General features: G+C 68.9%; 4 protein-coding genes. 2 read left to right on the top strand and 2 right to left on the bottom strand.

Annotation, left to right across the window (positions count from 1 at the left end):
- The first annotated feature begins 7 nt into the window (after nucleotides 1–7).
- Nucleotides 8–1561 carry a glycerol-3-phosphate dehydrogenase gene (gene glpD, locus LCI23_RS15915; protein WP_224947421.1) on the top strand — a complete coding sequence of 518 codons (1554 nt, stop codon included), beginning with the start codon at nucleotides 8–10 and terminating at the stop codon, nucleotides 1559–1561.
- 41 nt (nucleotides 1562–1602) lie between these two features.
- Entirely contained in the window at nucleotides 1603–2214 is a 612-nt protein-coding gene (locus LCI23_RS15920) for a glutathione S-transferase family protein (protein ID WP_224947432.1), read from the top strand.
- A 53-nt stretch (nucleotides 2215–2267) separates the two neighbouring features.
- Here LCI23_RS15920 and LCI23_RS15925 read toward each other — a convergent pair whose 3' ends face one another.
- Both LCI23_RS15925 and LCI23_RS15930 read right to left on the bottom strand, forming a co-directional pair.
- Nucleotides 2268–3149: a CheR family methyltransferase gene (locus LCI23_RS15925; RefSeq protein WP_224947422.1), complete on the bottom strand. Its 882-nt coding sequence runs from the start codon at nucleotides 3147–3149 to the stop codon at nucleotides 2268–2270.
- A partial coding sequence (locus LCI23_RS15930; protein WP_224947423.1) for a response regulator occupies nucleotides 3137–7033 on the bottom strand: 3897 nt, incomplete at its 5' end. The genes LCI23_RS15930 and LCI23_RS15925, both read right to left, overlap by 13 nt.

The following is a 7033-nucleotide window of genomic DNA, read 5'->3' on the forward strand; positions in this document are numbered from 1 at the left end:
AGGCAGCATGAACGAAGCAGCGGACGCGGCGCTCGACTGCGACGTGCTGGTGGTAGGTGGTGGCATCAATGGCGCGGGCATCGCGCGCGACGCCGCGGGGCGTGGCATGCGCGTGGTGCTGTGCGAACAGGACGACCTGGGTGCGCATACCTCGTCCGCATCGAGCAAGCTGGTGCACGGTGGCCTGCGCTACCTCGAGCACGGCGAGTTCGGCCTGGTGCGCAAGGCCCTTGCCGAGCGTGAAGTGCTGCTGTGCAGCGCGCCCCACATCATGCGCCCGCTGCGCTTCGTGATGCCGCACGACCCGGCGCGGCGCCCGGCCTGGCTGGTCCGCGCCGGCCTGTTCCTGTACGACCGCCTGGCCCGGCGCGCCTTCCTGCCCGCCTCGCGCGCGATCGTCCTGGCCGGGCACCCCGCCGGCGCGCCGCTCAAGCCCGCCTATGCGCGCGCCTTCGTGTATGCGGACGGCTGGGTGGACGATGCCCGGCTGGTGCTGCTGAACGCGCTCGATGCGCACGAGCGCGGCGCCACGGTCCTGACCCGCACCCGCTGCATGGCCCTGGCCCGTGGCGCCAGCCACTGGAGCGCCCGCGTCGAAGGCCCCGAGGGCAGCCGCATGCTGCGCGCGCGCTGCCTGGTCAACGCCGCCGGACCGTGGGCGGCCAAGCTGGCGCAGCTCGCCACCGGCGCCGCTCCCGCACAGCGCCTGCGCCTGGTGAAGGGCAGCCACATCGTGTTGCCGCGCCTGTTCGAGCACGACCACGCCTACCTGTTCCAGCATCCGGACGGACGGGTCGTGTTCGCCATGCCCTTCGAGGGCGCCTACACGCTCGTCGGCACCACCGACGTCGAGTACGGGGGCGACCCCGGCCGCGCCGCCATCACGGCCACCGAGACGGCCTACCTGTGCGAGCTCGCCAACCGTTATTTCCGGCGCCAGGTCGGCCCGGCGGACGTGGTGTGGAGCTATGCCGGGGTGCGCCCGCTGCTCGAGGACGAGGCGGCCAGCGCCAGTGCCGCCACCCGCGACTACCTGCTCGCGCGCGATACCCGTGGCGCACCGCTGCTGTCCGTCTTCGGCGGCAAGATCACGACCTACCGTCTGTTGTCCGAACAGGCGGCGGACTGGATCGGTTGCAGGCTCGGCGCGGCGCGCGGGGCCTGGACCGCGCACGCCGTGCTGCCCGGCGGCGACCTGTTCGGTCCCACGCCCGATACCCGCGCCGTGAGCGGGTTCGGGCGCTGGGTGGCCGCGCTGCAAGGCCACCACCCCTGGCTGCCCGCACCGCTGGCGCTGCGCTGGGCGCGCGCCTACGGCAGCCGGGTCGCGACCCTGCTGTCGGGCGCCGCCTGCCTGGCGGATCTGGGCCCGGAAATCGCGCCCGGCCTGCATGCCGCCGAGCTGCGCTACCTGCTGCGGCACGAATGGGCCCGCTGCGCCGAGGACGTGCTGTGGCGGCGCAGCAAGCTCGGCCTGCACATGGGGCCGGAGGACGCGGCGGCGGTCCGCGACTGGATCGCCGCCGAGCTGGCCAGGACGGAAGGAGCACTGCCTGCCTGATCGCGCTATGATGGGTGCCCAAACCAAGCATGGAAGCCCTGATGCGCCTGTATACGAGTTCCCGCGCGCCGAATCCGCGCCGTGTCGCCATGTTCCTGTCCGCCAAAGGCATCGACGGCATCGAGCAGGTCGAGGTCGACCTGAACGCCGGCGGCCACCGCAGCGCCGAGTTCCTGGCCCTGAACCCGCTGGCGCGGGTACCGGTGCTGGTGCTCGACGATGGCCGCGCGCTCAGCGAGACGCGCGCGATCTGCACCTACCTCGAGGGCCTGTACCCGGAACCGAACCTGATGGGCGTGGATGCGACCGAGCGCGCCTTCATCGAGATGGCCGACCGCCGCATGGAGCTGCACCTGATGCTGGAGATCGCGCTGTGCGTGCGCCATACCCATCCCGGCCTGGCGGTGCTGGAGCAGCCGCAGTTCCCCGACTTCGGCGCGGCCCAGGGCGTCAAGATGCGCGCCACGGCGCGCTGGCTCGACGGCGAACTGGCCCGGCAGCCGTGGGTGGCGGGAGCGCGCTTCACGATCGCCGACATCACGGCCTTCTGCGCACTGGAATTCGCGCGCGGCCTGCTGAAGTTCCGGCCCGGGGAGGAGGGGATGGCGCACCTGCAGGCCTGGCGCGACCGCGTCGCGGTGCACCAAGCATAAGCTGGGCGGCCGGGCCGGCCAGCCTGCGGCGATGTGTCCGGCCCCCCTGGAACTCAGCGCACGCGCTTGTACCAGCCGCCATCCGCGAACAGCGGCTGGTAATCCTCCGCCCCCGCATCCGTCGCCGTCAGCGCCCGGTCGACCCCCAGCACCCCGAACGGCGCCAGACTGTCGCGGAACAGGCGCAGCACGCGCTGGCGCAGCAGCGGTCCGAAGTCGGGCAGGGCATGGCGGCAGACGATGCCGTGGAACTCGTTGAAGGACGCATCGGTCACCAGGCTGTACTGGGCCCAGGTGATGCGCTCGCGCAGGCGCGGCAGCAGGCGGGCCGCGCCATCCGACACCTCGAAGTAGTCGGCCAGGCGCCCGTCGCCGCCGCTGGCCGCGTACAGGGGCTGGGCCGCCGCCAGCTGCGCCACCGGCAGCGCCGCGCCGCGCGCTGCGGCCAGCTGCTCCTCGCAGGCGACGGTGGCAAACACCTCGGTACGGCCATACAGCTTTTCCTCGGCCAGCACGATCGCCAGGGTCCAGGCCTCGGCCACGCCCGCCGGCTCGGCCAGCCAGACCCTGGGCAATGCAGTGGGGCGCAGGCTGGCGCCGAGCGCCGTGCGCAGGCGGCGCGACTCCTCGGGCTGTGCGAACAGGCCGGCTGGCGGCGGCGCCAGCGCGCGCAGCAAGGCCTGGGCCGCGCCCGGCTGGTGCAGCACGCGTTCCTGCAGGCCGGACAGGGTCGCCAGCCCGCTTGCCCGCAACAGGCCCTGCAGCCGTTCGCGCAGGCGCTGGCGCGCATAGCCGCGGTAGTCGGTGCCGAAGCGCTGGTACAAGGCCTCCAGCAGCAGCTCGGTTTCGAGCTCCTCGGTGGCCGTCCTGGCGGACCAGTCGTCCGGCAGGCTGTCCTTCACGGCACCCATCGCGTTCCCCATCAGTGCAGCCAAACCCGCATCATCGACAGCAGCTGCGCCACATCGACCGGCTTGGTGATGTAGTCGGAGGCGCCGGCCGCGATGCACTTGTCGCGGTCGCCCTTCATCGCCTTGGCGGTCAGGGTGATGATCGGCAGCGAGCGGAATTTCGGAATGCGGCGGATCGCCCGCATGGTGTCGTAACCGTCCATCTCCGGCATCATGATGTCCATCAGGACGATCTCGATGCTCGGGTCCTTCTCCAGCACTTCGATGCCGTCGCGGCCGTTTTCGGCGAACAGCACCTGCATCTGCTGGCGCTCCAGCAGGGTGGACAGGGCGAAGATGTTGCGCAGGTCGTCGTCGACGATCAGGACCTTGCGTCCGGCCAGGCCGCCGTCCAGGGCGTGGATCTCCTCCAGCATGCGGCGCTGCTGTTCCGGCAGGCTGGCCTGTGACCGGTGCAGGAACAGCGCGGTCTCGTCCAGCAGGCGCTCCGGCGAACGGGCGTCCTTCATGACGATGGTCTTGGCGTAGCGCTTGAGCTTGGTGACTTCCTTGCGCGACAGCTCCTTGGCGGTATAGATCACCACCGGCAGGTCGCGCAGGCGCTCGTTGGCGCCGATGCGGTCCAGCAGGTCGAAGCCGGAAACGTCGGGCAGGGTCAGGTCGAGGACCATGCAGTCGAAGTGGGCGCTTTCCAGCGCCTCCATGGCCGCGGCGCCGGTATCGACGGTCACCATGTGGATGTCGGCATTGCCGATCAGGGCCACGATCGACTCGCGCTGGGCCATGTCGTCCTCGACCACCAGCAGCGAGCGCTTGCCGCCCATCAGGAATTTCTGGATACGCTTGAATTCCTCCTGCAGCGCCTCGCGCCCGACCGGCTTGTTGATGTAGGAGATCGCTCCCTGGCGCAGGGCGCGCTCGCGCTCCGCTTGCTGGGATATCACGTGCACCGGGATGTGGCGGGTGTTCGGGTCGCGCTTGAGGCGGTCGAGCACCGTGAAGCCATCGATGTCCGGCAGGTCGATGTCGAGCAGGATCGCCGAGGGCAGGTAGTCGCGCGCCAGTGACAGTGCCGAATCGCCGCGCTGCGTGACGATGCCCTTGAAGTTCTTTTCGCGCGCGAAGTCGAGCAGCGCCTTGGCGAAGCGTTCGTCGTCCTCCACGATCAGTACCGAGGGGTCGCCCGGGGTCACCAGCCCGCGGTCGTCCAGCACCGAGGCGTATTCGGCCAGGGCCACGTTGTTGTCGCTGCCCTCGCGCAGCGCGTCGGCGCTCGCCGCATCGCTGCGCGACTGGACCACCGGCTGGTAGGACACCGTGGTGGCCGGCGCCGGCGGCGGCGCCAGGCGGGCCGGCTGCGACTGGCGGGTCTGCTCGTAGTTGATGAAGCCGGCGCGGTTGTACGGCAGGTACAGGGTGAAGGTCGAGCCGACGTTGACCGTGGACTCGACGCGGATCTCGCCGCCCAGCAGGCGCGCCAGTTCGCGCGAGATCGACAGGCCCAGGCCAGTGCCGCCGTACTTGCGCGCGGTGGAGCCGTCGGCCTGCTGGAAGGCTTCGAAGATCAGCTGCAGCTTGTCGGACGGGATGCCCACGCCGGTGTCGCGCACCGAGAAGGCCAGCACCGCGTCGGCATGCACCAGGTTCGGGTGGTCGGCGGTCCAGCCGCTGTCGACCAGCGAGATGGTAAGCGCGACCTGGCCGTGGCTGGTGAACTTGAAGGCGTTCGACAGCAGGTTCTTCAGCACCTGCTGCAGGCGCGTGGTGTCGGTCATCACCGCGGTCGGCAGGTTGTCGGCCAGGTCCACCTGGAAGCCGAGGTGCTTGGCCTCGGCCATGTGGCGGAAGGTGCGGTCGACGTAGTTGCGCAGGTTCGAGAAGCGGTATTCCGACACGTCCAGGGTGACGGTGCCGGACTCGATCTTCGAGAGGTCGAGGATGTCGTTAATCAGGGTCAGGAGGTCGGAACCGGAGCCGTGGATGGTCTTGGCGAATTCCACCTGGCGCGCCGACAGGTTGCCCTCGGGGTTGTCGGATAGTTGCTGCGCCAGGATCAGCAGCGAGTTCAGTGGCGTCCTCAGTTCGTGCGACATATTCGCCAGGAACTCGGACTTGTACTTCGAGGACAGGGCCAGCTGGGTCGCCTTTTCCTCCAGCGCCAGCTTGGCCTGTTCCACCTCGCGGTTCTTGCGTTCCACCTCGATGTTCTGCTCGGACAGCAGGCGCGCCTTTTCGGCCAGTTCCTGGTTGGTCTGCTGCAGTTCCTGGGCGAGCGACTGCGACTGGGTCAGCAGCGACTCGGTACGGCTGTTCGCCTCGATCGTGTTCAGGACCACGCCGATCGATTCCATCAGCTGGTCGAGGAAGGACAGGTGGGTTTCGGTGAAGCGGTCCAGGGACGCGATCTCGATCACCGCCTTGACCTGCTGTTCGAACAGGATCGGCAGCACCACGATGTTGTTCGGCGGCGCCGAGCCCAGGCCCGAGGACACCACGATGTAGTCGCGCGGCACGTCGGTCAGCCAGATGCGGGTCTTCTCCAGCGCGCACTGTCCGACCAGTCCTTCGCCCGGCAGGAAGGAAGTCGGCAGCTTGCGGCTGGAGCGGTAGCCGTAGGAGGCGATCATGCGCAGGCGCGCGTCGCTTTCCTGCGAGTCCATCATGTAGAACACGCCGTGGTGGGCCGACACCAGCGGGGCCAGCTCCGACAGGATCAGCTTGGTCACCGCCTGCAGGTCGCGCTGGCCCTGCAGCAGGCGGGTGAAGCGCGCCAGGTTGGTCTTGAGCCAGTCCTGCTGCGCGTTCTTCTGCGTGGTCTCCTTCAGGTTGCGGATCATCTCGTTGATGTTGTCCTTCAGGTAGGACACCTCGCCGCGCGCTTCCACCTGGATCGAACGCGACAGGTCGCCGCGGGTCACCGCGGTCGCCACTTCGCCGATCGCGCGCATCTGGTTGGTCAGGTTCGCGGCCAGCTGGTTGACGTTCTCGGTCAAGTCCTTCCAGGTGCCGGCCACGCCGGACACGTTGGCCTGGCCACCGAGCTTGCCCTCGGTTCCCACCTCGCGGGCGACGCGGGTCACCTCGGAGGCGAACGAGGACAGCTGGTCCACCATGACGTTGATGGTGTCCTTCAGTTCCAGGATCTCGCCCTTCACGTCCACGGTGATCTTCTTGGACAGGTCGCCGCGCGCCACCGCGGTGGTCACCGCCGCAATGTTTCGCACCTGGCCGGTCAGGTTCGAGGCCATGAAGTTGACGTTGTCGGTCAGGTCCTTCCAGGTGCCGCCGACGCCCGGCACATAGGCCTGGCCGCCCAGCTTGCCTTCGGTACCCACCTCGCGCGCCACGCGGGTCACCTCGGATGCGAACGAGGACAGCTGGTCCACCATGACGTTGATCGTGTTCTTCAGTTCGAGGATCTCGCCCTTCACGTCCACCGTGATCTTCTTGGACAGGTCGCCGTTCGCCACCGCGGTCGTCACCTCCGCGATGTTACGCACCTGGCCGGTCAGGTTACCCGCCATGAAGTTCACGTTGTCGGTCAAGTCCTTCCAGGTACCGGCCACACCCGGCACGTTGGCCTGGCCGCCCAGGCGGCCCTCGGTACCCACCTCGCGCGCCACGCGGGTCACCTCGGATGCGAAGGAGTTCAGCTGGTCGACCATCACGTTGATGGTGTTCTTCAGTTCGAGAATCTCGCCCTTCACGTCCACCGTGATCTTCTTGGACAGGTCGCCGTTCGCCACCGCAGTGGTCACGTCGGCGATGTTACGCACCTGGCCGGTGAGGTTACCCGCCATCGAGTTGACCGAATCGGTCAAGTCCTTCCAGGTGCCGCCCACGCCCTTCACCTGGGCCTGGCCGCCGAGCTTGCCCTCGGTGCCGACTTCACGGGCGACGCGGGTCAC

Source organism: Massilia sp. MS-15, assembly GCF_020176695.1.
Taxonomy (GTDB): domain Bacteria; phylum Pseudomonadota; class Gammaproteobacteria; order Burkholderiales; family Burkholderiaceae_D; genus Telluria; species Telluria hydrophila.